24 protein-coding genes and 1 pseudogene are annotated in these 24625 nt (G+C 68.4%); 5 read left to right on the top strand and 20 right to left on the bottom strand.

The window, feature by feature from the left end:
- Window positions 1–115: 115 nt before the first annotated feature.
- The 3 genes from CCR84_RS16860 to CCR84_RS02895 are packed head-to-tail and all read left to right on the top strand — an operon-like array spanning window position 116 to window position 2085.
- Entirely contained in the window at window positions 116–283 is a 168-nt protein-coding gene (locus CCR84_RS16860; RefSeq protein ID WP_201209445.1) for a hypothetical protein, read from the top strand.
- 57 nt (window positions 284–340) lie between these two features.
- Window positions 341–841: a hypothetical protein gene (locus CCR84_RS02900; protein WP_201209439.1), complete on the top strand. Its 501-nt coding sequence runs from the start codon at window positions 341–343 to the stop codon at window positions 839–841.
- Complete coding sequence (locus CCR84_RS02895; RefSeq protein WP_201209438.1) at window positions 838–2085, top strand: dihydroorotase; 1248 nt, start codon at window positions 838–840, stop codon at window positions 2083–2085. Before CCR84_RS02900 ends, CCR84_RS02895 begins: the two co-directional genes overlap by 4 nt.
- Before the next feature lie 210 nt (window positions 2086–2295).
- Here the strand turns inward: CCR84_RS02895 and CCR84_RS02890 are convergent, their stop codons facing one another.
- The 4 genes from CCR84_RS02890 to CCR84_RS02875 form a co-directional block, all read right to left on the bottom strand.
- On the bottom strand, window positions 2296–2589 hold the full coding sequence (locus tag CCR84_RS02890; protein WP_201209437.1) for a DUF167 domain-containing protein: 294 nt from the start codon (window positions 2587–2589) through the stop codon (window positions 2296–2298).
- 6 nt (window positions 2590–2595) lie between these two features.
- Window positions 2596–3135 (bottom strand): YggT family protein, encoded by a 540-nt coding sequence (locus tag CCR84_RS02885; protein WP_201209436.1) that lies wholly within the window; start codon window positions 3133–3135, stop codon window positions 2596–2598.
- A complete protein-coding gene (gene proC, locus CCR84_RS02880) occupies window positions 3132–3959 on the bottom strand; it encodes a pyrroline-5-carboxylate reductase (protein ID WP_201209435.1) in 828 nt (275 codons plus the stop codon). The genes CCR84_RS02885 and proC overlap by 4 nt, the downstream gene beginning before the upstream one ends.
- 76 nt (window positions 3960–4035) lie before the next feature.
- Entirely contained in the window at window positions 4036–4719 is a 684-nt protein-coding gene (locus tag CCR84_RS02875; protein WP_201209434.1) for a YggS family pyridoxal phosphate-dependent enzyme, read from the bottom strand.
- A 94-nt stretch (window positions 4720–4813) separates the two neighbouring features.
- On the opposite strand from CCR84_RS02875, the gene CCR84_RS02870 reads away from it, so the two are divergent.
- Together CCR84_RS02870 and CCR84_RS02865 are read left to right on the top strand one after the other, a co-directional pair.
- Window positions 4814–5860: a type IV pilus twitching motility protein PilT gene (locus tag CCR84_RS02870; RefSeq protein ID WP_201209433.1), complete on the top strand. Its 1047-nt coding sequence runs from the start codon at window positions 4814–4816 to the stop codon at window positions 5858–5860.
- A gap of 72 nt (window positions 5861–5932) precedes the next feature.
- Window positions 5933–7066, top strand: coding sequence for a PilT/PilU family type 4a pilus ATPase (locus CCR84_RS02865; RefSeq protein WP_201209432.1), 1134 nt, complete (start codon window positions 5933–5935; stop codon window positions 7064–7066).
- On the opposite strand, the gene CCR84_RS02860 is transcribed toward CCR84_RS02865, so the two are convergent.
- The 16 genes and pseudogenes from CCR84_RS02860 to CCR84_RS02785 all read right to left on the bottom strand — a co-directional run bounded on the left by CCR84_RS02860 (window position 7053) and on the right by CCR84_RS02785 (window position 24590).
- Entirely contained in the window at window positions 7053–8033 is a 981-nt protein-coding gene (locus tag CCR84_RS02860; RefSeq protein ID WP_201209431.1) for an XdhC family protein, read from the bottom strand. The genes CCR84_RS02865 and CCR84_RS02860 overlap by 14 nt on opposite strands.
- Before the next feature lie 8 nt (window positions 8034–8041).
- Window positions 8042–10315 carry a molybdopterin cofactor-binding domain-containing protein gene (locus CCR84_RS02855; protein WP_201209430.1) on the bottom strand — a complete coding sequence of 758 codons (2274 nt, stop codon included), beginning with the start codon at window positions 10313–10315 and terminating at the stop codon, window positions 8042–8044.
- Complete coding sequence (locus CCR84_RS02850; protein WP_201209429.1) at window positions 10312–11766, bottom strand: FAD binding domain-containing protein; 1455 nt, start codon at window positions 11764–11766, stop codon at window positions 10312–10314. The genes CCR84_RS02855 and CCR84_RS02850 overlap by 4 nt, the downstream gene beginning before the upstream one ends.
- Complete coding sequence (gene ade, locus CCR84_RS02845; RefSeq protein ID WP_201209428.1) at window positions 11754–13412, bottom strand: adenine deaminase; 1659 nt, start codon at window positions 13410–13412, stop codon at window positions 11754–11756. The genes CCR84_RS02850 and ade overlap by 13 nt, the downstream gene beginning before the upstream one ends.
- 32 nt (window positions 13413–13444) lie before the next feature.
- Window positions 13445–14074 (bottom strand): CD3072 family TudS-related putative desulfidase, encoded by a 630-nt coding sequence (locus CCR84_RS02840; RefSeq protein ID WP_201209427.1) that lies wholly within the window; start codon window positions 14072–14074, stop codon window positions 13445–13447.
- A gap of 119 nt (window positions 14075–14193) precedes the next feature.
- Window positions 14194–15339, bottom strand: coding sequence for a THUMP domain-containing protein (locus tag CCR84_RS02835; RefSeq protein ID WP_201209444.1), 1146 nt, complete (start codon window positions 15337–15339; stop codon window positions 14194–14196).
- Window positions 15340–15344: 5 nt separating this feature from the next.
- Entirely contained in the window at window positions 15345–15758 is a 414-nt protein-coding gene (locus CCR84_RS02830) for a CopD family protein (protein ID WP_201209426.1), read from the bottom strand.
- Window positions 15758–16639 carry an NAD(P)H-binding protein gene (locus tag CCR84_RS02825; RefSeq protein ID WP_201209425.1) on the bottom strand — a complete coding sequence of 294 codons (882 nt, stop codon included), beginning with the start codon at window positions 16637–16639 and terminating at the stop codon, window positions 15758–15760. Before CCR84_RS02825 ends, CCR84_RS02830 begins: the two co-directional genes overlap by 1 nt.
- Before the next feature lie 134 nt (window positions 16640–16773).
- Window positions 16774–17517: an ABC transporter ATP-binding protein gene (locus CCR84_RS02820; RefSeq protein WP_201209424.1), complete on the bottom strand. Its 744-nt coding sequence runs from the start codon at window positions 17515–17517 to the stop codon at window positions 16774–16776.
- A complete protein-coding gene (locus CCR84_RS02815; RefSeq protein WP_201209423.1) occupies window positions 17471–18268 on the bottom strand; it encodes an ABC transporter ATP-binding protein in 798 nt (265 codons plus the stop codon). The genes CCR84_RS02820 and CCR84_RS02815 overlap by 47 nt, the downstream gene beginning before the upstream one ends.
- Window positions 18265–19341 (bottom strand): ABC transporter permease subunit, encoded by a 1077-nt coding sequence (locus tag CCR84_RS02810; RefSeq protein ID WP_201209422.1) that lies wholly within the window; start codon window positions 19339–19341, stop codon window positions 18265–18267. Before CCR84_RS02810 ends, CCR84_RS02815 begins: the two co-directional genes overlap by 4 nt.
- Window positions 19342–19451: 110 nt before the next feature.
- Window positions 19452–20186 (bottom strand): annotated as a pseudogene (locus CCR84_RS02805) (branched-chain amino acid ABC transporter permease); the annotation flags it as partial.
- A gap of 218 nt (window positions 20187–20404) precedes the next feature.
- Window positions 20405–21601: a branched-chain amino acid ABC transporter substrate-binding protein gene (locus CCR84_RS02800; RefSeq protein ID WP_201209421.1), complete on the bottom strand. Its 1197-nt coding sequence runs from the start codon at window positions 21599–21601 to the stop codon at window positions 20405–20407.
- Window positions 21602–21759: 158 nt separating this feature from the next.
- Window positions 21760–22101 carry a c-type cytochrome gene (locus CCR84_RS02795; protein ID WP_201209420.1) on the bottom strand — a complete coding sequence of 114 codons (342 nt, stop codon included), beginning with the start codon at window positions 22099–22101 and terminating at the stop codon, window positions 21760–21762.
- Between the two features lie 189 nt (window positions 22102–22290).
- Window positions 22291–23808 (bottom strand): protein adenylyltransferase SelO, encoded by a 1518-nt coding sequence (locus CCR84_RS02790; RefSeq protein ID WP_201209419.1) that lies wholly within the window; start codon window positions 23806–23808, stop codon window positions 22291–22293.
- A gap of 152 nt (window positions 23809–23960) precedes the next feature.
- Window positions 23961–24590 carry a LysE family transporter gene (locus CCR84_RS02785; RefSeq protein ID WP_201209418.1) on the bottom strand — a complete coding sequence of 210 codons (630 nt, stop codon included), beginning with the start codon at window positions 24588–24590 and terminating at the stop codon, window positions 23961–23963.
- Window positions 24591–24625 lie beyond the last annotated feature (35 nt).

The following is a 24625-nucleotide window of genomic DNA, read 5'->3' as shown; positions in this document are numbered from 1 at the left end:
GCGCTGTACTCAAGTTCGGAGAAGGTGGCTTGCATGGTCGGTCACGAGCGTGAGGCAGGGCGTCATTATCTCAAAGAGCGGCTGCCGACGGCAGGCGTCGGCTGGTTTCGATTAAATCAGTGCTTCCCTAAGTGATTTATATAGCCTCGAAGAGAAAGCGAGAGCCATATTCCCCGGCAACAACAATGTAAAACCGAAACTGCGCCAACAGTTGCAGAGGTTACGTGACCTGGGATGGCTCAGCTTTGAAGGAAACGCAAGGTATAAGATTATCAGCAACTGATTGGCTTGAATTGGTAGATATCAGGCCTGTGGTCGCACTGCTCTCGACAGGAAGCACATGAACGAAAATCGCCTCTACTCAAAGAATAGTCGAGACCAAGAGAAGAAGTTCGACGTTAACTTGTACGCTGTGGTACGCCTCCGAAAAAAAAACGTCTGCGCAACCACAGAGGAGGAAGCCATACTGAAAGCCGTCGCTGCGCTAAGATCAGAGGACAAAATCAGCTTGATCGACACCGCTGCTTCAGCCTGCAATGAGAAAAGCGGTTTTCTTGGTGACCTCCATAGAGCTGAAGTCTTTGATCATGAACGCGGAGAAGCCACGCCAAATAATTACCACACGGATGGCGACCGCGGCTGGCTCCCAGGCGATAAGCCGCGTGTGCTGATTATCGTGCAGGGCGGAGTAGCTGATTTTGTTGCGGATAACGGAATTGATGTCGCGATTTTTGATCGTGATGATTTCGCTAGTGATCCAAATGTAACTGAGAAAGCTCCGTCGCACTTTGCTGATTTGGCAATTATTTCTGCTGTTCCCTACAGGACAATAGATTCGTGAACACCAATATCTCAATCATCAACGGCCGCCTGATCGACCCGAAGAACGGCATCGACGGCAAGCTCGACCTCTTCATCGCCGACGGCAAGGTCGTCGCACTCGGCAGCGCGCCGGAGGGCTTCGTCGCCGAACAGACGATCGACGCCGCCGGCTGCGTCGTCTGCCCGGGCCTCGTCGACCTGTCGACGCGCCTGCCGGGGATCGAGACCGAGCTCGCTGCCGCCGTCGCCGGCGGCGTCACCTCGATGGCCTGCCCGCCCGACACCACGCCGCCGCTCGACGAGCCGGGACTGGTCGAACGCCTGGTGCGCGGCAGCGCCGCCTTCGGCCTGGCGCGCGTGTACCCGATCGGCGCGCTCACCGACAAGCTTGGCGGCGAACGGCTGGCCGAGATGCACACCCTGGCCCGCTCCGGCTGCATCGCCTTCTCGCAGGGCAGGAAACCACTGCCCGACCGCCTGGTGCTGCTGCGCGCGATGCAGTACGCGGCCACCTTCGGCTACGCGATCCACCTGCAACCGCAGGATCACCAGCTCGCGGCCGACGGCGTCGCCCACGACGGCGAGGTTGCCTCGCGGCTGGGGCTCGCCGGCATCCCGGTCTGTGCCGAAACCGTCGCCGTCGCCTCCAGCCTAGAACTCGCACGCGCCACCGGCGTCCGCCTGCATCTGGTCAGGCTGTCGTCGGCGGCCGGCATCGCGCTGGTGCGCGCCGCGCAGGCCGCGGGGATGCAGGTCTCCTGCGACGTCTCGATCCACCACCTGCATCTGTCGGAGGCCGACATCGGCTTCTTCGACACGCGTGCCCGCTTCGACCCGCCGCTGCGCTCGGCGAGCGACCGCGAGGTCCTGCGCGCAGCCGTCGCCGACGGCGTCGCGGCGCTCGGCTCGGACCACACGCCGGTCGCTGCCGACGGCAAGCAACTGCCTTTTGCCGAAGCCGCTCCCGGCGCCACCGGCCTCGAACTGCTGCTGCCGCTGACGCTGAAGTGGGCGAGTGAAAGCGGGATCCCGCTGTCCACGGCGCTCGCGCGCATCACCTGCGACCCGGCCTCGATCCTCGGCATCGCCGCCGGCTCGCTGACGGTCGGCGCTGCTGCCGACGTCTGCGTGTTCGCCCCGGAAGAGCGCTGGAAGGTCGGCGCCGATACCCTGCGCAGCCGCAGCAAGAACACGCCCTTCCTCGATCAGGAGTTGCAGGGACGCGTGCGCACGACGCTGGTCGGCGGCAAGGTGGTGTTTTAGCCTGGAAAAAGCAGTTAGCCACGAAATGCACGAAAAAACCTGAATCATCCCGAGGCTTGGACGCCAATCGAAGATAAGCCGATGGCTGACAAGCCGAGCGACGCCAAACCTGTGCTTCGTGGCTTTCGTGTTTTTCGTGGCTGAAAAGCGGTTTTAAGGTGCAAGCGACACGCTCATGGTGTCGCAGGGACAGTTCGACAGCAACAGGTATCAAACTGTCCCTAAACGCTGCTCGACATCGGCGGGCGCAGCGCTCACCGCGACGCGCTTGCGCCGGCTGCTCTGACCACTCTTCAGTTCGAGCGCCGACCTGGGCAGGCCGAGCCGGTCGGCGAGGTACTCGATCAGCGCCGCGTTGGCGCGGCCATCGACCGGCGGCGCGGCGAGCCTGATCTTGAGCGCGTCGCCATGCACGCCGACGACCTCGCTCTTCTTCGCACCCGGCTGGATGTGCAGCGTCAGCGTGCAGCCGCCGTCCTTCTCCGCTTGCAGCCAGTCGGCCATCGGAGCTCAGACGAAGAACAGGACCAGCTGCACGAGCAGCAGCACGATCAGCGGCGAGAGGTCGATGCCGGCGATCGGCGGAACGAAGCGGCGCACCGGGGCGAGGAAGGGGCGCGTCAGCTGCGCGAGCGGCTGCGCCAGCGGCGAATACGGCGCCACCCAGGACAGCACCGCCTGCACGATCAGCGCGCCGACGAGCAGGTAGAGGCACAGGCGGAAGGTGGCGAGCAGCGCGCCCCACAGGACGACGACGAAGAGACCGTCGGCCAGCCCGAAGCCGCCGCGCAGCGAGACGAGCGCAGTCGCCAACACGAGTTGCAGCACGTAAACCGGCAGCAGGCTGGCGAGGTCGAGCCCGAACAGGCCGGGCAGCACGCGGCGCAGCGGCTTCACCAGCCAGTTGGTGAGCTGGACGACGAAGGCGCCGACCTGGTTGGCGAAGGACACGCGGAACGCCTGCATGAAGAATCGCAGCAGCAGGAGGACGCTGAAGAAGCCGACCAGCGTGTCGAGCAGGAAGAATCCTGCCTCCGTCACCGCGTTCATCGGCTGCCCGCCCCGGCGGCGCCGAGTTCGACGCCGAGCTCGCGGCTACGCTGCTCGGCAGCATGGACGCCGGCGACGATGCCTTCCTTGACGCCGCGCTCGGCCATGGTGGCCAGCGCCGCGGCAGTCGTCCCTCCCTTCGAGGTGACGCGCTCGCGCAGGACGGCCGCCGACTCCGGCGACTGCGCCGCCAGCTGCGCCGCGCCGAGGACGGTGCCGAGCGAAAGCCGGCGCGCCGCTGCGTCGTCGAAGCCGAGTTCGCGCGCCGCCTGCTGCATCGCCTCGACGAGCAGGAAGAGATAGGCGGGGCCGCTGCCCGAGACCGCGGTGACAGCGTCGATCTGTGCCTCTTCGGCGACCCACAGGGTTTCTCCGACCGCGCGCATGATGCGGTCGGCTGCGTCGCGTTCATCCTGTGCGACACCCGGCGCCGCGCACAGGCCGGTGACGCCGGCGCCGATCAGCGCCGGGGTGTTCGGCATCGCGCGCACCAACCGCGAATGGCCGCCGAGCCAGCGCGACAGGTCCTCGCTGCGCAGGCCGGCGGCGATGCTGAGGACCAGCTGGCGGTCGAGGAAGGGTGCCAGCTCGGCGCACACGGCGCGCATCTGCTGCGGCTTGACCGCGAGGACGATCACGTCGGCGGCAGCAACGTCCGCGTCGATGCTCCCGGCGGTACGGATGGCGAAGGACTGTTCGAGGCGCGCCCGGCAGTCGGCGGAAATGTCGACCGCGCACACGTCGGCGGCGGCAAAGCCGGTGCCGACGAGCCCGCCGATGAGGGCGTTGGCCATGTTGCCGCCGCCGATGAAGGTGATTTTCATGCTGGTTTTTCCGGATTCGGGTGAGGAGGACGCTGGCGGCAGGAGGGCCGGGCCCAGCGCTGAAACAGGCAGCCGCCTAGCGTTGGCCGAAGATCGCGGTGCCGACGCGGACCAGCGTCGAGCCCTCGGCGATCGCCGCCTCGAGGTCGTCAGACATGCCCATCGACAAGGTGTCGAGCGGCAGGCCCTCGCCACGCAGGCGCTCGAACAGTTCGCGCAGCTCGCGGAACGGGGCGCGCTGGGCGGCGAAATCGTCGGCCGGCGCCGGGATCGCCATCAGTCCGCGCAGGCGTAGCCGCGGCAGCGCGGTGACCCGGTGGGCGAGTTCGGCAGCCTCGGCCGGGGCGACCCCGCTCTTGCTCGCCTCGCCGCTGACATTGACCTGGATGCACACCGACAGCGGCGGCAGGCCTTGCGGGCGCTGCGCCGACAGGCGTTCGGCGATCTTCAGCCGGTCGATCGAATGCACCCATGCGAAATTCTCGGCGACCGGGCGCGTCTTGTTGCTCTGCAGCGGGCCGATGAAGTGCCATTCGATTCCCGGCATGGTGGCGAGCTCGGCGATCTTGTCAATGCCTTCCTGGACGTAGCTCTCGCCGAAGGCGCGCTGTCCGCAGGCGGCCGCGGCTAGTACGCTGGCCGCGGGCCAGGTCTTGCTGACGGCGAGCAGATGCACCGATGCGGGGTCGCGCGCGCAGGCGAGTGCGGCGGCGGCGATGCGCTCGCGGACGGCTTGCAGCTTGACGGCGATTGTAGTCATAATCGTTCGGAAGCAAGGACAGCGCGAGTATAGCACCGCCCCTGCCTCACCTCCGGCTCGCCCTGCCCGCCCTCCCTTTCGCAGAGGAACCCCGATGGAAGTCACCGAACTGCTTGCCTTCGCCGTCAAGAACAAGGCCTCGGACCTGCACCTCTCGGCCGGCTTGCCGCCGATGATCCGCGTGCATGGCGACGTTCGCCGCATCGACCTGCCGGCGATGGAGCACAAGGAAGTGCACGCGATGGTGTACGACATCATGAACGACGGCCAGCGCAAGCATTACGAGGAAACGCTCGAATGCGACTTCTCTTTCGAGATTCCGCGCCTGTCGCGCTTCCGCGTCAACGCCTTCAACCAGCACCGCGGCGCGGCGGCGGTGTTCCGCACCATCCCCTCGCAGGTGATGACCCTCGATGAACTCAACTGTCCGCCGATCTTCAGGAGCATCGCCGAGTATCCGCGCGGAATGGTCCTGGTCACCGGGCAGACCGGCTCGGGCAAGTCGACGACGCTGGCGGCAATGGTCAACCACGTCAACCAGAACCATGCCGCACACATCCTCACCGTCGAGGATCCGATCGAGTTCGTGCACGAGTCGCAGAAGTCGCTGATCAACCAGCGCGAGGTCGGTCCGCACACGCAGTCCTTTGCCAACGCGCTGCGCTCGGCACTGCGCGAGGATCCCGACGTGATCCTGGTCGGCGAGATGCGCGACCTGGAAACGATCCGCCTCGCGCTGACCGCCGCCGAGACCGGCCACCTGGTTTTCGGCACCCTGCACACCTCGAGCGCGGCGAAGACCGTCGACCGCATCGTCGATGTCTTCCCCGCCGCCGAAAAGGAAATGGTGCGCGCGATGCTCTCCGAGTCGCTGCGCGCGGTCATCTCGCAGGCGCTGTTGAAGACCAAGGACGGCAAGGGCCGCGTCGCCGCGCACGAGATCATGCTGGGGACCCCGGCGATCCGCAACCTGATCCGCGAGAACAAGGTCGCGCAGATGTACTCGGCGATCCAGACCGGGCAGCAGCACGGCATGCAGACGCTCGACCAGAACCTCACCGACCTCGTCCGCCGCAACGTCGTCTCGGTCGCCGAAGCACGCAGCAAGGCCATGAACAAGGACACTTTCGCCGGCCAGTGAGACCTGCGTCCGCCCGTTCAGGGGGGACCGCCAGCGCACCGCTTTCCATCGCGACCGACACCAGTGAGCACCATGGAACTCGACCAGGCAAGAGACTTCATGCACGACCTCCTGCGCCAGATGGTGCAGCAACAGGGCTCGGACCTGTTCGTCACCGCCGGCTTCCCGCCGGCGATCAAGATCCACGGCAAGCTGACGCCGGTGAGCAAGGAGCCGCTGAGCGCGCAGCAGACCGCCGACCTGGCGCGCTCGATCATGAACGAGCGGCAGGCCACCGATTTCGCGGCTAGCAAGGAGAGCAACTTCGCGATCTCGCCCGAAGGGATCGGCCGCTTCCGCGTCAATGCGCTGGTGCAGCAGGGCCGCGTCGCCATCGTCTGCCGCACGATCAACACCGTGATCCCGACGCTCGACGAGCTGAAGCTGCCGGAAGTGCTCAAGGACGTGGCGATGACCAAGCGCGGGCTGGTGATCTTCGTCGGCGGCACCGGCTCGGGCAAGTCGACCTCGCTGGCGGCGCTGGTCGATCACCGCAACCGCAACAGCTTCGGCCACATCATCACCATCGAGGATCCGGTCGAGTACGTCCACGAACACAAGAATTGCATCATCACCCAGCGCGAGGTCGGCGTCGATACCGAGTCCTGGGAGGCCGCGCTCAAGAACACCTTGCGCCAGGCGCCCGACGTGATCCTGGTCGGCGAAATCCGCGACCGCGAGACGATGGACTACGCGATCGCCTTCGCCGAGACCGGCCACCTCTGCCTGGCGACCCTGCACGCCAACAGCTCGAACCAGGCGATCGACCGCATCATCAACTTCTTCCCCGAGGAGCGCCACCCGCAGTTGCTGATGGACCTCTCGCTCAACCTGCGCGCGCTGATCTCGCAGCGCCTGCTGCCGAAGAAGGAGGGGGGCCGCGCCGCCGCGATCGAGATCCTGCTCAACTCGCCGCTGGTCGCCGACCTGATCTTCAAGGGTGAGGTCGGCGCGATCAAGGAAGTGATGAAGAAATCCCGCGAGCTCGGCATGCAGACCTTCGACCAGGCACTGTTCGACCTCTACGAAGCCGGCAAGATCAGCTACGAGGATGCGCTCAGGAATGCCGACTCCCTGAACGACCTGCGCCTGCAGATCAAGCTGCACGGCAAGGAGGCGCAGGAAAGCCAGCCGGGCGCAGGACTCGCCGATCTCAAGATTCTCTGAGCGCGGCGGCACGCGTAGCCGCCAGCCGGCTGCGCACGAGGAGCATCTCCGCCGCGATGCTGACAGCGATCTCGTCGGGCGTGTGGCTGCCGATCGGAAGACCCATCGGCGCGTGGAAGCAGTCCGGCAGGGTCAGCCCGGCGGTCAGCCTGGCGATCTTGCTGCGGCTGCCGAGCAGGCCGAGGTAGGCAAGTTCTTTGCCGGCGAGCGCTGCGAGGCAGCAGCGGTCGCCTTGCCAGTCGTGGGTCATGATGCCGACGAAGCTCGTGCGACCGGCGCGGATGCGCTCGCCGAGGCCTGCATAGTCGCAGCGCAGGCGCTCGTGGGCGTGCGTGTTCTGCTCGAAGCTCGCGATGCCGCAGCGCTCCTCGCAGACGACGACGCGGAAGTCGAGCCGGACGAGCAGCGCCGAGAGCGCGAGGCTGACGTGGCCGCCGCCGATCAGCCAGGCCTCGCAGTCCGGCCCCGAGCGGGCGAGGTAGCGCCAGCCGTCGCCGTCCTCTTGCCAGCCGGTGGCCGTGCCGTCGGCGGCCAGTTCGATCCCGCCGCCGGGTCGCGAGGAAATCGCCCAGCACGCCTGCCGGCCTGCGCCGAGCGCGCGCAGCAGCGCTTCGATCGCGGGCAGGCTGCTGCGTTCGAGCGGGACGATGGCGATTCGCTGCTCGCCGCCGCAGATCATCCCCGAGGGCGAGCCGGCGATGGTACGGTGCGTCTGCTTCAGCAGCAGCGGGAGGGCTTGCCGAAGCGATTCGCCGCGCGCAAGCAGGGTCATCGCCCGTTCGATCGCCGCCGCTTCGCCGACACCACCGCCGACCGTTCCGGCGAGCGGCCCGCTGCGAGCGACTGCGAGCAGGTCGCCGGCCTTTCCGGGGGAACTGCCGCGCCCGTCGACGACGGCGACGAGCGCCACCGGACGCCCGGCGGCGATTCCATCAGCGAGCGCGCGCCAGACGTCGATCCTGGCCACGGCTGCCCTCACGCCACGTCGTGCAGCAGCATGAAGATGCGCTCGGAACTGAGCGGCGTGCGGAAGACTGCGGCGGCTTCCGGGCGCCAAGAGGCGATCGCTTCCTGCAGGGCGAAGTAGGCGCCGAGCCCATAGACCAGCGGCGGCTCACCGACTGCCTTGCTGTTGAGCACCGCCCCCGGGCCGCCCGCGCCCTCGCGCAGGCGGACGACGATCTCCGGCGCCGAATCGAGGTCGGGGATCTTGTAAGTGGCGAGGCTGTCGCTGAGCAGCCGTCCCGCGTCGTCGCGCACGATTTCCTCGCAAGTCATCCAGCCGATTCCCTGAACCAGCGCGCCTTCGATCTGGCCGAGGTCGGTGAGTCGGTCGAGGCTCCTGCCGATGTCGTGCACGACTTCGACGCGGTCGACGCGGCCGCTGCCGAGCAGGACGTCGACGCTCGCCTCGACCAGCGCGACGCCCTGCACGTGGTAGGCGAAGGGCTGCCCCTGGTTGCGTTCGCGGTCGAAGAAGAGTCCCGGCGTCGCGTAGTGCGCGAGCGCCGACAGGCAGACGCGGCGCGCCCAGGCGGCGGCGACGAGTTCGCGCCAGCCAAGTGTCTTCTCGCCGCCGGCGACGACGCCGTCGCTGAAGCCGATCGACCCGGGCGGGCAGTCGAGCAGTTCGCCGGCGACGCGGCGCAGGCCGCCGGCGATGACGAGGCAGGCCTCGCGCGCGGCGGCGCCGTTGAGGTCGGCGCCGGTGCTCGCGGCGGTGGGCGAGACGTTGGCGACGCGCAGGGTGCTGGTCCCGGCGACGCGTACCAGCGCTTCGGGAATGCCGAGCGTCAGCGCGACGACGCGCTGGATCTTGCCGTACACGCCCTGCCCCATGTCCACGGCGCCGGTGCTGACGACGACGCTGCCGTCGACATAGACATGCACCAGCGCTTCGGCCTGGTTCAACAGGGTCGCGGTGAAGGAGATGCCGAAACAGACCGGGACGACGGCGAGTCCCTTGCGCCGACGTGGCTTGCCCGCGTTCCAGCGCGCGAACTCGGCGCGCCGCGCGGTGATGGCGGGCACCAGCGCCTGCCAGCAGTCGCCGACGCAGGCGCCCGCGATGCGCATCCCGTAGGGAAAGGCGTCGCCCTCGCGCAGCAGGTTCTTCGCCTGCAGGACCTCGGCCGGGACGCCAAGCTCACGCGCGGCGGCGCGGATCGCGGCTTCGATGACGAAGATTCCCTGCGGCGCACCGAAGCCGCGGAAGGCTGTGTTCGACGGCAGATTGGTGCGGCAGCTGGCTGCGGTGACGCGCACGTTGGGGATGAAGTAGGCGTTGGTTGCGTGGAACAGCGAGCGTTCGAGGATCGCTGTCGACAGGTCGGCGCACCAGCCGGCGTTCTGCAGCAGCCGCGCCTCGTAGGCGACGAAGCGGCCTGCGTCGTCGAGCCCGATCCGGAAAGCGGCCTGGTAGGGGTGGCGCTTGCCGGTGATCGCCATGTCGTCGCGGCGCTCGGGCCAACTGCGTACAGGCCGGCCGAGGCTTTTCGCGGCGAGCGCGGCGAGGCAGGCCCACAGGGTCGCCTGCTCTTCCTTGCCGCCGAAGCCGCCGCCGAGGCGCTCGACCTCGATCTCGACCAGGTGCATCGCCAGTCCGAGGATCGCGGCGACGGCCTTCTGCGTGCTGCTCGGCGACTGGGTCGCCGAATGCACGCTGACGCCGCCATCGTCGCGCGGCAAGGCCAGCGCGCACTGCGTCTCCAGGTAAACGTGCTCGGCCGAACCGATGTCGACCTCGCCGCTGACCACCGTCGTGCAGGCCGCCCAGGCGGCATCGACGTCGCCGAGCGAGAAGGTTCGCGGTGGCTGGATCAACTCGCCGGCGGCGAAGGCCGCGCGCGCGTCGAAGCAGGCGGGAAGTGGCTGCCAGTCGGCCGTCACCAGGCGACTGCCGCGCCACGCCGCGTCGGCCGAATCGGCGACGACCAGCGCGTAGGGCTGCCCGACGCAATGCACCTCGCCGGCGGCAAGCAGCGGTTCGTCGTGCGCGAGGTTGCTGATCTGGTTGGCGCCGGGAATGTCGGCGGCGGTGAATACGGCGACGACGCCCGGCTCGGCGAGCGCGGCCGCAATCTCGATCCGGGAGAACTTTGCGTGCGCATGCGGCGAAACCGCCGGCAGTGCGTGCAGGCAGCCCGGCGGCAGCGGCAGGTCGCCCGAGAAGCGCGCGCTGCCCGTGGCGAGCAGTTCCAGCCACGAGGAAACTTGGGCAGGCGCGGCGTGCGCAGAAGGGGTGCTCATGACAGGCATTCCTCCCAGGCAAAATCGGGGTGGAGCGCGGCGACCTGGTCGAGCAGCAGGTGTTTCAGGAGACGCCGCTTGTAGGCGGCGCTGCCGCGCAGGTCGTCGATCGGCGCGATCTCTTCGTCGATCAGCGACAGCGCTTCCCGTAGCGTCGCCGCGCAGAGCGGGCGTCCGCAGAGCGCCGCCGCCGCGCGCGGCAGGCGCAGCGGGTACGGGCCGACGCCACCGACGGCCAGGCTCACTTCACCGAAGTAGCCGCTACTGGCGTGGCCGACGGCGAGCGCCAGGTTGACCGAGGCGATGTCGTCATGCTCGCGCCGCGCCACCTTGCGGTAGCGCAGCCGCCGCCCGCCTGCGGGCGGCACATGGACTTCGCTGAGCACTTCGTCGGCAGCAAGGCCGGTCCGGTGGTAGGCCAGATAGAAGCCGGAAAGCGGGATGCGCCGGCAGCCGGCGAGCGAGACGATCGACAGTTCGGCGTCGAGCGCGAGCAGGATCACCGCCAGGTCGGCGATCGGCGAGGCATTGACGAGGTTGCCGCCGATCGTCGCCACGTTGCGGATCGCAGGCGATGCGAAAAACTCGAGAAAACTTGGCAATTCTGGCCAATCGGCGGCGATCAGCGGCGAACTAAGCAGCTCGGCGACGCTGACCGCGGCACCGATGTGCAGACCGTCGGCGTCGGCACGTATCCGCCGCAACTCGGTGACGCGGTGCAGTTGCAGCGCGTGCGGCGCGACGAGTTCGCGCTTTGCCTGATGCGCGTGCTGCAGCGACCAGTCGCTCTCGCCGGCGACGACGAGCCGGCCCTGCCCTTGCCGGTTCAGGGCGTCTAGCTGCTGCAGCTTCTCGGCAAGCCCGGTGCCGACAGTCGCCTGCGCGGCAAAGGCGGCCAGCTGCTCGCCGGCAGCAGCGACTTCGGGCAGCAGGAGACCGAGCGCCGCCGCTTCGCGCAGGCTGCGCGGCCGCTGCGCGAAGTCGCGCGCGATGCGCGCACAGGCGCGGCGGACTCCGGCGTAGGCACCACAGCGGCAGAGATTGCCCGACACCGCCGACAACAGCGGATCGCCATTGAGCAGCGCGGCGGTGAGCGCGACGACGAGACCCGGCGTACAGTAGCCGCACTGGATCCCGCCTTCTTCGGCGAGCGCGCGCTGCACCGGGGTGAGCGGCCCGGAACTCAAGCCTTCGGCGGTGATCAGCTGCGTTCCGGCGACGCGATCGGTGCCGAGCAGGCAGCTATTGACCGCGCAGTAGCGCGCCTCGCTCGCGCCCGGAGCGAGTTCAGGCACAACTTCGCCGAGCAGGACCAGACAGGCGCCGCAGTCACCGCCGTTGCACGCGGGCTTGGCAGCGGTCAGCCTCTGCCCTTCGCGCAGGAAGGCGAGCAGTGGCCGGTCGTCTTCAGGCAGCTCGATCGTGCGCGCGTTGAGGATCAGCAGCGACATACGAGCTCGGCGAACGTGAAGCGATCGCCGTCGAACAGGCCGCGATCGGAGAGTTTCAGGGAGGGAATGACCAGCAGCGCCATGAACGAGAGGCTCATCAGCGGCGCGCGCAGGGGCGAACCAAGGCGCGTACGCGCCAGGGCGTTGAGCGCGGCATAGCGCGCGGCGACCTCTTCGCCGGGGGCGTCGCTCATCAGCCCGGCGATCGGCAGCGGCAGCAGCTCGACCGTGCCATCCGCGCAGGCGAGCGCGAGGCCACCGCGCGCAGCGACGACCGCGTCAATCGCCGCGGCGAGGCTCACCGCATCGCAGCCGACGGCGACGACGTTGTGCGAGTCGTGCGCGACGCTCGATGCCAGGGCCCCCGATTTCAGCCCGAAACCACGGATCAGCGCGAGCGCCGGCGGCGCCGGCCGGTAGCGGTTGAGCACCGCGAGCAGCAGGAGGTCGCGCGCGGGATCGGCGAGGATGCGGCCGTCGCGAACGGCCATCTCCTCGATCGCAGCGCGCGTCAGCAACTGCCCGTCGGCAGCCTCGATGACGCGGCAGCGGACGCGCACGCCCGCGGCAGGAATCACCAGATCCTCGCTATCGACCGGCTGCGCGCAGAAGCGGTTGATCGGCAGCACGGGCAGGTGAGGAAGGCAGACCTCACCGTGCGCGAACGCTTCTACGCCATCGACCCAGGTCGCCTGCACCGCGAAATCCTCCAGGTCGGTAACCAGCGCTGCGTTCATCGGGTCGCCGACCTGCAGCGCGCCGAGCTTCAGACCGTAGTGCCGCTGCGGCGTCAGGCTCGCCGCTTCGAGCACGGCGAAGAGGTCGTGGCCAAGCGCGACCGCGCGCGCGACGAGGCGGTCGATGTGCCCCTGCCACAGGTCGTCGGGGTGGCAGTCGTCGGTGCACAGCATCACCCGGCCCGGATGCGAGGAGAGCAGCGGATGCAGCGCAGCGAAGTTGCGCGCGGCCGAACCTTCGCGGATCAGGATGGACATGCCGCAGGCGAGCTTTTCTTCGGCCTCGGCGAGCTCGCTGCATTCGTGGTCGGTGCCGATGCCGGCGGCGGCGTAGGCGGCAGCGGCGGCGCCGCGCAGTCCCGGCGCGTGGCCGTCGACGGGCAGCCCGCGTCGGCGCGCGGCGGCGACCTTGGCGAGCACTTCGGTGTCGCCGGCAAGGACGCCGGGGAAATTCATCACTTCCGACAGGTAGCCGATTCCCGGCGTGTCGAGCAGGGCCTCGACTTCGGCGAGGTCGAGGCGCGCACCGGCGCTCTCGCAGGCGGTCGCCGGGACGCAGCTCGGCGCGCCGAAAAGCACATGGAAGGGTACGCCTTCGAGGTTGTCGAGCATCCAGCGCACGCCATCGACGCCGAGCACGTTGGCGATCTCGTGCGGGTCGGAGACGGCGGCGACGGTGCCGTGACGCAGCGCCAGGCGCGCGAACCCGGCCGGCGGCAACAGGCTGCTCTCGATATGCACGTGTGCGTCGACGAGGCCGGGGATCAGCCACGGCAGGGCCGGGTCGGCAGCGCCCTGCTCGTCCCAGGCGACGATCACCCCGTCCTTCCAGCGCAAGTCGCCGGCACTGATGCGGCGATTGATGAGATCGACACGGTTGATGCGCAGGCTTCCGGAATTGGCGGACATGATCTGCTCCCGCGGGAGAAGCGGACGGCGGACTACGCGGTCTCTTGCGCTTCGATCGCCGAATCGATCGCCCCCTCGATCGCGTGCAGCGCGTCGGCGAAGGAGCCGGCTTCGGGCACCTCGGGCAGGGCGAACAGGCTCACATCGGCGAGGCCGCGCTGTTGCAGTTCACGCTTCAGCTCTTCCGTATACACGCCCTCGGTCGGCCCGAAGCGTTGCAGCGGGCTGGCGTTCCAGACCATGCCGCCCCACACCTGCTGCTCGTCGGCCTCGACCGCCGAACAGTTGAGCCCGCAGGTCGGGCTGCCGTCGCGCAGGACGATGCCGATCACCCGATGCGCGTTGTCGCGGTAGGTCTGCACCAGGTCGCAGACGCCCTCGGCGAGGCGCCGGCAGTGGCGGCGGAACATCGGGTTGCCGTACATCTTCTTCACCTGCCCCCAGCGCAGCGAACCGAGGTAGCCGACCTCGGGGCACTGCATCTGCACGATCGCGACGTCCCTGGCCAGCGCCAGATCGACGATCTCGCGGATCACCGCCGGCTGGCTGGCGAGACCGCGCACGCAGGCGTTCTGGTTCAACAGGCAGTGCGAGAGGAAGAGGATGCGCCCCGAGCGCGCGTCATGCACGCTCGACTTCATCTGCCCGATCATTCCGGTCATGGCGGTCTCCCGATGACTTGAGGGAATGAGTACAGCTTATGCCGTTCGCCGGCACAAGGAAAGCCGTCCACCGACCGTCCACCGGCGAAGCGGGCCGCCGGCGGACTTTCCTCAACCGCTCAGGGCTTGCGGTTGCTCCCGGCGACCATCCTGAACTCGTACAGACGGCAGTCGAGGGCGCCGTTGTAGAGCGGCACCTTGCGGCTCGGCGTCAGGCGCATCAGCTTGGGCAGTCGCTTGTCGGCGGTGAAGAAGTGGCAGTTCCAGCCCGCGAAATGCTTCTTCAGCGCGCTGCCGAGCAAGGGATAGAAGGCGGCCAGTTCCTCGAGTTCCGACAGGCGCTCGCCGTAGGGCGGATTGGCGACCATGACCCCCGCTGGCGCCGGCGCGTCGAGGTCTAGGATGTCTGCCTCGATCAGTTCGACCGCCGGCAGCAGGCCGGCGCGGTCGAGGTTGGCAAGAGCGGCGCGCACCGCCACCGGGTCGCGGTCGGCGCCGTAGATCTGCATCGGCTGCGCCGGCTTCTCGCCGGCATGCGCGGCGGCGAGAAGCTTCTGCCAGAGCACGGCGTCGAAGCTCGCCAGACGCTCGAAGGCGAATTCGCGGTGCGCACCGGGGGCGATGCCGAGCGCGATCTGCGCCGCTTCGAGCAGGAAGGTGCCGCCGCCGCACATCGGGTCGAGCAGCGGCGTTCCCGGCTGCCAGCCGTAGAGGCGCAGGATCCCGGCCGCCAGGTTTTCCTTGAGGGGTGCGGCGACCACCTTCTGCCGCAGGCCGCGCTGGTGCAGCGGCGCACCCGAGGTGTCTACGTAGATCGTGCAGCGCTCGGCGGTGAGGAAGCCGGAAATGCGCAGGTCGGGGGCACGCGTATCGACGCTCGGGCGCGCGCCCGTCTCGCTGCGGAAGCGGTCGCAGACCGCGTCCTTGATGCGCAGGGTGACGAAGTCGAGGCTTTTCAGCGGCGACTTCTGCGCGGTGACATCGACGCGGAGGGTCCGCTCGACCGCGAACAGGCGCGGCCAATGCACCGACAGCGCCAGCTTGTAGATGTCTTCCTCGCGCACATACGGAGCATCGGCGACGCGCCAGAGGATGCGCGTCGCGATGCGCGAATTGAGGTTGGCCGCGTAGCAGCAGGCCCACTCGCCGCGGAAATGCGCACCACCCGGCAGGGTCTGGATGTCGATCGCGCCGGCGGCGGCGAGATCCTCGGCGAGCAGCGCTTCGAGCCCGCGCGGGCAAGTGGCGAAGAATTTTTCCACGATGCTTCCTAGAACGGCTTGAGGACGACGAGGAAGACGACGGCGAACATCACCAGCACCGGCATCTCGTTGAACCAGCGGAACCAGACGTGGCTGCGCGTCACCTGGCCGGCGGTGAACTGCCTGAGCAGGCGGCCGCAGTAGTGGTGATAACCGACGAGCAGGACGACCAGCGCCAGCTTGGCGTGCATCCAGCCGCCGCCGAAGCCGTAGCCCAGCCACAGCCAGATGCCGAAGACGAGCGCCAGGATGCCGAGCGGCGTCATGAAGCGGTAGAGCTTGCCGGCCATCAAGAGGAGCCGCTCGCGTTCCGGGGTGCCCGGCTCGACCATCGCCAGGTTGACGTAGATGCGCGGCAGGTAGAAGAGCCCGGCGAACCAGGCGATGACCATCGAGATGTGCAGGGCTTTCAATGCGAGCATTACTTGTTCCTCTGTTGCCAGGCTGCCTCGACGCCATCCTCGACGCGGGGATGGCGCAGGCGGACCCGGAGTTCTTGCTTGATGCGGTGGTTGGCGATGCGCCGCGACTCGCTCATGAACGAGAGCTGCAGCGGCGACAGGATCGTCGCCGCCTGCGCACGCGAGATGCGCGGCGCGCGCGGCAGTCCGAAGCGGTCGGCGACGATGTCGTAGTAGGCGGCCATCTTCGTCGCCCGATCGTCGCAGGCGTTATAGACGCGGTTGGGGAGCCCACGCTGCAGCGCGGCGACGGCGATCGTCGCCAGATCGTCGGCGTGGATATGGTTGGTATACACGTCCTCGTCGTCGGCGAGCACCGGCATGCCGCTCTGCAGGCGATCGAGCGGCAAGCGCTCGGTCGCGTAGATGCCGGGCGCGCGCAGGATGCTGACGGTGACGCCGTTGCGCGCAGCGAAGGCGCGCAGCTGGCGCTCGGCGTCGACACGACGGCGCGCGCGCAGGGTCGTCGCACGCGCCGGCCGCGTCTCGTCGATCGCCGCACCCGCGCAATCGCCATAGACACCGGTGGTGCTGATGTAGACGATGCACTCGGGTAGATGCCGGCCGCGCGCGAGCGCCGCCAGCAGGTGGCGCGTGCGCGTGTCGACCACGCTTCGGTCGCCGGGCGGCGCGCAGTGCAGCACGACATCGGCGAGGCCGGCGATGCGCCTGAGGCTCTGCGGACGGTCGAGGTCGGCCAGGACGGGAACGGCACCGTCGGCGCGCCAGTCGGCGAACTTCGCCGGGTCGCGCAGGAGCGCGAAGACGCGGTAACGGGCCACCAGGGCGGGAAGGGCGCGGCGGGCGACGTCGCCGGCGCCGACGATCAGTAAGTTTTGCACACCGCGATTTTACCGGATTGACGCCGCGAACATGGAGGACTTGGCGCGTCGTACCGTCATCGCGAGGCCGCAGGCCGTGGCGATCCAGGTCGTCCCTCTGACATTCTTCGCAAATATCCGCGTGCGAGCCGCTGCTACTCGCCGAGATACGCCGCCCGCACCTTCGGATCGGCGAGCAACTCGGCAGACTCGCCGCTGAGCGTGATTTCTCCGCTCTCCATGACGTAGCCACGCTGGCTGGTTTCGAGCGCGAGCCTGGCGTTCTGCTCGACCAGCAGGATGGTCATCCCCTCGGCAGCGACGGTGCGGATGACCTCGAAGATTTTCTGCACCATGATCGGCGCCAGTCCCATCGACGGCTCGTCGAGCAGCAGGAGCTGCGGACGGCTCATCAGCGCGCGGCCGAGCGCGAGCATCTGCTGCTCGCCGCCGGACATCGTCCCGGCGAGTTGGCGTGCGCGTTCCTTCAGCCGCGGGAAGAGCGTGAACACGTGCTCGATGTCGGCGTCGATGCCGTCACGATCGCTGCGGCAGTAGGCACCCATCTGCAGGTTTTCGAGGATGCTCATGCGCGGGAAGACGCCGCGCCCCTCGGGGACCAGCGCGATGCCCTGGCCGACCAGCCGGTGCGGCGCCAGCTTGGAGATCTCCTCGCCGCGCAGGCGCACGCTGCCGCCGGCGGCGTCGATGAGGCGCGCGAGCGCCTTCAGCGTGCTCGTCTTGCCGGCGCCGTTGGCGCCGATCAGCGCGACCATCTCGCCTTCGTTCACGTGGAAACTGATGCCGCGCACGGCCTGGATGCCGCCGTAGGCAACGCGGAGTCCGGTCACTTCAAGCAACGCCGCCTCCAAGATACGCTTCGATGACGCGCGGGTCATGCTGGACGACCGCCGGCACGTCCTCGCAGATCAGCACGCCGTAGTCGAGGACGGCGACGCGGTCGCACAGCCCCATCACCAGCTTGACGTCGTGCTCGATCAGCAGCACGGTGATGCCGTCGGCGCGGATGCCCTCGACCAGGGCACGCAGTCCGGCGGTCTCGGTGCCGTTCATCCCGGCTGCCGGCTCGTCGAGCGCGAGCAGCTGCGGATCGGTCGCCAGCGCACGCGCGATCTCCAGCCGCCGCTGGTCGCCGTAGGAAAGCTTGCGCGCGAGATCGTCGGCGCGGTCGGCAATGCCGACGTAGTGCAGCAGCTCCTCGGCGCGGCGGCGGATCGCGGCCTCCTCGGCACGCGTGCGCCGATCGCGCAGCACGGCGCCGAGGACACCGGCGCGGGTTCGTACATGGCGCCCGACCATGACGTTCTCCGCCGCCGTCATGTTGGCAAAGAGGCGGATGTTCTGGAAGGTGCGCGCGATGCCGCGCTCGGCCGCCTTGTGCGGCGCACTGGCGACGAGCTTCCTGCCGGCGAAGACGATCTCGCCGCCGCTCGGCGTGTACAGGCCGGTGAGTACGTTGAAGAAGGTCGTCTTGCCGGCGCCGTTGGGGCCGATCAGCCCGTAGATCTCGCCGGCACGGATGCCGAGCGAGACCTCGCGCAGCGCCTTGACGCCACCGAAGTGCTTGCTCACCGCCTTCGCCGCGAGCAGCAGCTCGCCGCGCGCAACGGCCACTTCGCCCGCACTCATGCGCTGTTCCCCCTCAACTCGCGCCGCCGGCGCGTCGACGGCCACAGCCCGGCCGGGCGGTAGAGCATGACCGCGATCAGCGCCAGGCCGAAGAGCAGCATGCGCAGCGCCTCGGGGTCGAGGACGACCTTGCCGAACAGCGCCTGCTGCACGGGCCCGGCGCCGTGACGGAAGAGCTCGGGCAGCAGCGTGAGCAGGACGCCACCGAGGATGACGCCTGGGATGTTGCCCATGCCGCCGAGGACGACCATGCACAGGACCATCACCGACTCCATCAGGCTGAACGACTCGGGACTGACGAAGGCCTGGAAGCCGGCGAAGAGGCCGCCGGCGACGCCGCCGAAGGTCGCGCCCATGGCGAAGGCGAGCAGCTTCACGTTGCGCGTGTTGATGCCGCAGGCCTTGGCGGCGATCTCGTCCTCGCGGATCGCCACCCAGGCGCGGCCGATGCGCGAGTTTTCGAGGCGGATGCTGACGAAGACGATCGCCAGCGCCAAGGCGAGGAAGAGGTAGTAGTAGGCGTGCAGCGAGGGCAGCGTGAAGCCGAGCACCTCGATCGGCTTGGCCAGCGAGACGCCGCCGATGCGGATCGGGTCGATTCCCGAAATCCCCTGCGGGCCGTTGGTGATGTTGACCGGCGCGTTGAGGTTGTTGAGGAAGATGCGGATGATCTCGCCGAAGCCGAGCGTGACGATCGCCAGGTAATCGCCGCGCAGGCGCAGGGTCGGCGCGCCGAGGATGACGCCGAACAGCCCGGCGAGTGCGGCGCCGGCCGGCAGGATCGCCCACAGCGGCCAGTGCAGGCCGAACTGCGGGCTCGCCAGCAGCGCGTAGAGGTAGGCGCCGACGCCGTAGAAGGCGATGTAGCCCATGTCGAGCAGCCCGGCGAAGCCGACGACGATGTTGAGCCCGAGCGCGAGCATGATGTAGAGCAGCGCGAAATCGACGATGCGCAGCCAGGTCGATCCGGCGGTGGCGCCGATCACGAAGGGCGCGACGGCGAGGACGATGCCGATCGCCAGCGTCGCCGCGATCGCCGCGCGCCGGTCGCGGCGCAGTTCGGCCAGCCCCATCAGGCGCGCTCCGCGACCTTCTCGCCGACCAGCCCGGAAGGCCGGAAGACGAGCACCAGGATGAGGACGAAGAACGCGAACACGTCCTGGTAGTGGCTGCCGAGGAAGCCGCCGGTGAGGTCGCCGATGTAGCCGGCGCCGAGCGCCTCGATCAGGCCGAGCAGGATGCCGCCGAGCATCGCGCCGGCCAGGTTGCCGATGCCTCCGAGCACCGCCGCGGTGAAGGCCTTGAGGCCGAGGATGAAACCCATGTAGTAGTGCGCGATCGAGTAGTTGGCGCTGACCATCAGCCCGGCGACCGCGGCCAGCGCCGAACCGATGACGAATGTCAGCGAGATGATGCGATTGATGTCCACGCCCATCAGCTGCGCGATCTGCGGGTTCTCGGCGGTCGCGCGCATGGCGCGGCCGAGACGCGTGCGCTGTACGAGCAGGCTGAGCCCGGCCATCATCAAGGCGGCGATGACGACGATCGCGATCTGCAGGCCGCTGATCGTCGCGCCGAAGATCTCGTAGCCCGTGCTCGGCAGGATCGGCGGGAAGGAATGGTAGCGACGTCCCCAGATCAGCATCGCCAGGTTCTGCAGCACGATCGAGACGCCGATCGCGGTGATCAGCGGCGCCAGCCTCGGCGCGCGGCGCAAGGGCCGGTAGGCGATACGCTCGATCGCGAAGCCGGTGGCCATGCACACCGGCGCTGCAGCGATGAGGCCGATCAGCGCGATGACGATGCCGGGCAGGCCGCTGCCGGCCAGGAGGTTGATCACGGTGAGCGCCACCAGCGCGCCGATCATCACCACCTCGCCGTGCGCGAAGTTGATCAGGCCCATGATCCCATAGACCATCGTGTAGCCGAGCGCGACCAGCGCGTAGATGCTGCCGAGGACGAGCCCGTTGATGATCTGCTGGAGGAAGGTGTCCATCGCCATGGATACCGCTCGCCGGATACGGCCGGCGGGACGGGCATCGTGAAAGTGATCGGAAAAAACCGGAAATTACGCAGCGGAGCTGCGCAGGCCCGGCCGGGGGGAAAGGCACCCGCAGGCGCCTTTGCGCAGAGCGCCTACTGCTGCGCTGTCTCGCCGCCGACGCTCTGCAGGTACTCCCACTTGCCTTCCCTCACCTGATAGAGCGAGATCGCGCCGTCCTTCAGGTCGCCCTTGGCGTCGAACACGATCCTCCCGGTCACCCCCTGGTAGTCGGTCTTGCCGATCTCGGGCAGGTATTTCGCGGGTTCGACCGAGTTGGCGCGCTGCATCGCGTCGGCCATGACCATCACCGCGTCGTAGACGTAGGGCGCGTGGAGCTGGATCTGCCCGTACTTGGCGCTGAACTTGTCGCCGAAGGCCTTGCCGCCCGGCATCCGCTCGAGCGGGACCCCCGGCAGCGAGCAGTACAGGCCCTCGGCGGCGGCGCCGGCGAGGTTGATCATTTCGGGCGTACAGCCGCCGTCACCGGAGAGGAAGACCGCCTTGAGGCCGAGCGACTTCAGCTGCTTGGCCATCGGCCCACCCTGCGCGTCCAGACCACCGAAGAAGACGAGGTCGGGACGCTTCGACTTGATCTTGGTCAGGATCGCGGCGAAGTCGGTCGCCTTGTCGGTGGTGAATTCACGCGTGACGACCTGGCCGCCGCCGGCGAGGACCGCCTTCTCGAACTCGTCGGCCAGACCCTGGCCGTAGGCGGTACGGTCGTCGATGATCGCCACCGTCCGCGCGTTGAGCGTCTGCCGCGCGAACAGGCCGAGTGCCTGCCCCTGCTGCACGTCGTTGGCAATCAAGCGGAAGGTCGTCGCGAAGCCCTGCTGGGTGTATTTGGGATTGGTCGTCGAGCCGGAGATCTGCGGGATGCCGGCGTCGGAGTAGATGCGCGACGCGGGCAGTGTCGTTCCCGAATTGAGGTGACCGATGACGCCATTGACCTTCTCGTCCACCAGCTTCTGCGCGATGGTGGTCCCCTGCTTCGGGTCGGCCTGGTCGTCCTCGGCGAGCAGCGCGAACTTCACCTTGGCACCGCCGATCTCGAGCTTCCGGGCGTTGAGCTCGTCGACCGCCATGCGCGCGGCGTTCTCGCTGTCCTTGCCGATGTGCGCCTGCGGGCCGGTCAGCGGCGCGACGTGGCCGAGCCTGACCGTCACTTCGGCGTTGGCGGCGGGGGCGGCAGGCTGCGCCGGGGCTTCTTCCTTCTTCTCGGCGCACGCGGCAAGGGCTACGGCAGCAGCGACAGCCAAGGGGATGCTGCCGGGACGCGCGAAGTGCATGGCGAACCTCCAGGTGAAAGACTTCCATCGTCGGTAAATTCGGCCGACCGATTCTGCGGAGCGCCAGAGCGCTTGTCAACCGGCGCCGGCCAGGACTGCGCGCCAGCGCCGGGCACAAAAAAACCGGCCAGCGGCCGGTTTTTTTGTGCGCAGTCCGATCACTTCGGGTAATCGAGCTTCGGCAGGCTCAGCAACCAGGTGACGAGGCGCTTGGCTTCGTCCGGGGTGACGTTGTTGGCGGGCATCGGGATCGCAGCGCCGAGCTGCTTCGCCCAAACGCCGCCGCCACCCTTCTGGACCTTCTCGGCGAGCTTGGCGGTGTCGGCAGCGGTGTACTTCTTGGCGATCCAGCCGTAAGCCGGACCGACGACCTTCTTGTCCGGGGCATGGCAGGCGAGACAGCCCTTCTGCTTGGCCAGGGCGGACTCGTCGGCGGCTTGCGCGACACCGGCGGAGAGCAGACCCGCAGCGACCAGCAGCGAAACGGAAATGGCTTTCATTGATGACTCCCTTTGGTAAGAATTTGTAACCTGTGAATGTTATTTCACTTCGCGCGGCTTGAAAAGTGTCTCGCGCAAGCTGACCTTCCCTGAACCCGGCACTGAGCGTTTAACGCATCGACGGCGCCTGCGGTTGACCGCTGCGCACCGCCCCGGAAGGCTGCCGGCCCGAGCGCGAATCGCCCGCACTCAGGTCCCGCAGAAGGTGCGGTAAGCCGCCGTGAACGCGGCCGGTGCCGGCTCGGCAAACGCGGCCAGCGCCGGGTCTTCGCGATAAGGCTGCGCGAGCGCCGCCAGCAGGCGCTCGAAGGGAGCGAGATCGCCGTCGTCCGACGCGGCCGCCAGCGCCTCCTCGACGCGGTGATTGCGCGCGATGATCCACGGATTGACCCCACGCATCGCCTGCGCCCTCGCCGCCTGTGCGGCAGCCGGGCTCGCCGGGAGGGAAGCTCCCGCCTGGGCGGCACAGCGCGACTGCCACTTGGCCAGCCAGTCATCCAGTGCCTGTGGCTCGGCAAACAGGGCGCGCAGGCGCTGCACCTGGCCCTCCGCGGCGTCCGCCAGCCGTCGCCAGGCCAGCGTGAAGTCGACGCGCTGGCGCTGCAGCAGCGACAACCATTCCTCGACGAGGACGACATCGCTGCCTTCCTGCTCGGCAGTGCCCGCGTTCAAGCCGAGCTTGGCACGCATCGACGCCAGCCAGCACCTCCGGTATTCGTCGGGGAAAGCGTTGATGGCTTCACCGGCGAGATCCACGGCGCGCTGCTGATCGTCGGCGAGCAGCGGCAACAGGGCTTCGGCCAGCCGGGCGAGGTTCCAGTGCACCATGCGCGGCTGATTTTCGTAGGCATAACGGTTGAAGCGGTCGATCGAACTGAACGCCGTCGCCGGCTCGTAGGCCTCCATGAAGGCACAGGGACCGTAGTCGATGGTCTCTCCGGCAATGCTGGTGTTGTCGGTGTTCATCACGCCATGGATGAAGCCGACACCCATCCACTGCGCCACCAGCGCGGCCTGTCGTCGCGTAACGGCGCGCAGCAGTCCCAGATGGCGCTCGTCCGCGTCCGCCAGCTCGGGATAGTGCCGCGCGATGGCGTAGTCGGCGAGCCGGCGCAACTGCTCGTGATCGCCGCGCGCGGCGAAATACTCGAAGGTGCCGACGCGCAGATGGCTGGCGGCGACGCGCGTCAGCACCGCGCCCGGCAGGTAGCGGTCGCGGAAGACAGGTTCGCCGGTAGCCACCACCGCGAGCGCGCGCGTCGTCGGAATCCCCAGCGCGTGCATCGCCTCGCCGATCAGCACCTCGCGCAGCATCGGGCCGAGCGCCGCCTTGCCGTCGCCGCGCCGCGCGAAGGGGGTCGGCCCCGAGCCCTTGAAGGCCAGGTCACGGCGCCGGCCGTGGCGATCGACCAGCTCGCCGATCAGGAGCGCACGGCCGTCGCCGAGCTGTGGGGAAAAATTGCCGAACTGGTGACCGGCGTAAGCCTGCGCGATCGGCGTCGCGCCCTCGGGCAGCTGGTTGCCGGAAAACGTGCTCGCCAGCGTCGCCTCGTCGACAGCCGCGGGGTCGAGGCCAAGCTCCCGGGCGAGTTCTTCGCCGAAGAACAGCAGCGAGGGTTCGGGCACCGGCTGCGGCTGCCAGTGCACGTAGCAGCCGGGCAGTTCCCGCGCATAGCTGTTGTCGAACGCAAGTTTGATCTTTTCCATCCGGTCCTTTCGGGCGCTACGGCGCGCCTGTTCGTGTCGGCCTGTCGTCGCAGGCCGCCCGCCTCAGACAAGGCACACGGGCAAAGGTGCATTTCTTCGCCAGCGCGGCCGCAACGGGAGCGCTGGAACAGGGACACCGAAACAGGAATCGCTCAGGACTTGCCGCCCGAGACCAGAAGCGCCGCGCCGAGCGCGACGAAGACGGCGCCGAAGATGCGCGCCAGCAGGCGCTGCCGCCCGGGGCTAGCGAGCCAGCCCGTGAGGCGGACGCCGAGCAGCGCGTAGCCGAACATCACCGCGCCGTCGATCGCGACCATGGTCGCAGCGATCGCGAAGTACTGCGGCAACTGCGGTGCGTCCGGGATGACGAACTGCGGCACCAGCGCGGCGATGTAGAGGATTGCCTTGGGATTGGACAGGTTGACGAGGATGCCGCGACGGACCCAGCCTTTTGCCGCTAAGGATCCCACGGAGCCGGTGGCCGCCGGCAGCATGCGCTGGCTGCCGCGCCAGGCGCTGATCCCGAGCCAGATCAGATACGCCGCACCGACGCTGCGCAGGACGACGAAAGCCGTTTCCGAGGCGGCAAGAACGGCGCCGACGCCCGCTGCGGCGGCGGCGAGTTCGAGCAGGAGACCAATCTGCAGCCCGAGCGCGACGCGCAGTCCGGCAGCGAAACCGCCGTTCACCGCCGCCGCGGTCGTCGCCGCAGCGCCCGGCCCCGGCGAGATCGACACCACCAGGGCGACGGCGACGAAGGCGAGCCACAGGCTGAAGCTCATTCAGTCGGTTCCGGGGCAGCCTGGCTGAAACGGCC

It is taken from the genome of Rhodocyclus purpureus, from assembly GCF_016653115.1.
In the GTDB taxonomy this organism is placed as follows: Bacteria; Pseudomonadota; Gammaproteobacteria; order Burkholderiales; family Rhodocyclaceae; genus Rhodocyclus; species Rhodocyclus purpureus.
Note: the sequence above shows the minus strand (reverse complement) of the source record. Positions and strands in the feature narration are given on the sequence as shown.